This window comes from Candidatus Nebulibacter yamunensis (genome assembly GCF_024208055.1).
Taxonomy (GTDB): Bacteria; Pseudomonadota; Gammaproteobacteria; order Francisellales; family Francisellaceae; genus Caedibacter; species Caedibacter lacustris.
Window position 1 is genome coordinate 1 of the sequence record NZ_JAMBMW010000053.1, and the last position, 1,331, is coordinate 1,331.

The 1,331-nt window shown below is 57.2% G+C and carries 2 protein-coding genes; both read left to right on the plus strand.

Features of this window, described 5'->3' with window-relative positions; all coding sequences use genetic code 11:
• On the plus strand, window positions 1-794 hold a 794-nt coding region (locus tag M1V25_RS10220; RefSeq protein ID WP_498843216.1), incomplete at its 5' end, for a cyclic nucleotide-binding domain-containing protein.
• A gap of 173 nt (window positions 795-967) precedes the next feature.
• Window positions 968-1,331: ATP-binding cassette domain-containing protein (locus tag M1V25_RS10225; protein WP_498843217.1), on the plus strand; the 364-nt coding region annotated here is incomplete at its 3' end.

A 1,331-nucleotide genomic window follows, 5' to 3' on the forward strand; every position in this document is an offset into this window, starting at 1 on the left:
CGCCGACAGACCGTGATTTGAAACTGATCCGCAAATTGACGCGTGCGGTTATGATGGCGGTAAAACCGCATGTTCCGCCCGCGCAATTGGAAAAAGAAACGCGCGAAGCGGCCGAAAACTATTTAAAACAACAGCGCGAGCAGTTTGCGAAAGGCGAAGAAATCAGGCGCTCGCCCGCCGATGCGCCCACTGATGTGATTGATGAGCCGGTGCTGGAGATTCTACCTGTGGCTAAAGGGCAGGTGGTATTCAAGCAGGGTGATCCGGCGACAGCAGCCTATATTCTGGCCAACGGCAGCATTGCCATCTATCGCGAGATCGGCGGTAAGCAAGTTCCGATCACGCGTATTCAGAAAGGCGAGTTCTTTGGCGAAATGGCGATTATCGACGGCACGCCGCGCCGGGCCACGGCGGTCGCGTTGGAAGATTGCACGCTGTCCTTGATTGCGCGCAGCACAATAGAAAGCAAAATCGCAGAGGCAGACCCGACATTGGCGCAGGTGATGCATCTGTTTATTGACAACGTTCGCGCTGTCTCCGAACGATTTAGCCCCAAGCCGCGTAATCTCCATGATATTGCCGCTGACATGAAGACGCAGATGGGGCAAATCCGGCGCTGGCTTGCGGATAGCGATTCAGAGCCGATTACGACAGAGGCCGCAGCCCCCATGGCGCGGCTTGAGCAACTGACCGCAGATATATGTGGGCTGCTGGAGAAAGGGGCCGCCCTTGACCCACGTCATTCCGCGCGCCCCCCGTCCGTCGACAGCGTCAGCCCGCCAAAGGACGCTTAAAGCCGGGTGTCCCGAGGCTATTAAGCGGATGATCTTATTCAAGATTACGGGTTTTTCACAAAGCCGCCAGAAGCCTTGCGCGCCAGAAACCGGCGCAGTAGCGTCACGCCCCGCAGCCCAGACCGGGCGCGGGTCATATCAATAGAGAAACAACAGACAGAATGAGGTTGGGCATGACGGCGATGGTTGAAGTTGACCGTCTCGTAAAAACCTTCGGACGATTTACGGCTGTAAATGGCATCAGTTTATCTGTCGCCAAAGGCGAAGTGCTGGGCTTTTTGGGGCCTAATGGCGCGGGTAAGACCACGACCATGCGGATGATTGCTGGGTTTTTAACCCCCACCAGCGGCACGGCCAAAGTCTGCGGCCAGGATGTTGTCGAAAATCCAACGGCGGTGAAAGCGGCCATGGGCTACATGCCCGAAGGCGCACCATCATATGAAGACATGAGCGTGCAAGCCTTCCTCGCTTTCATTGCCGCCGTGCGCGGCCTGGACGGGGCAGAGGCGCAAAAAGCTATCGACCGCGCCGTTGAGC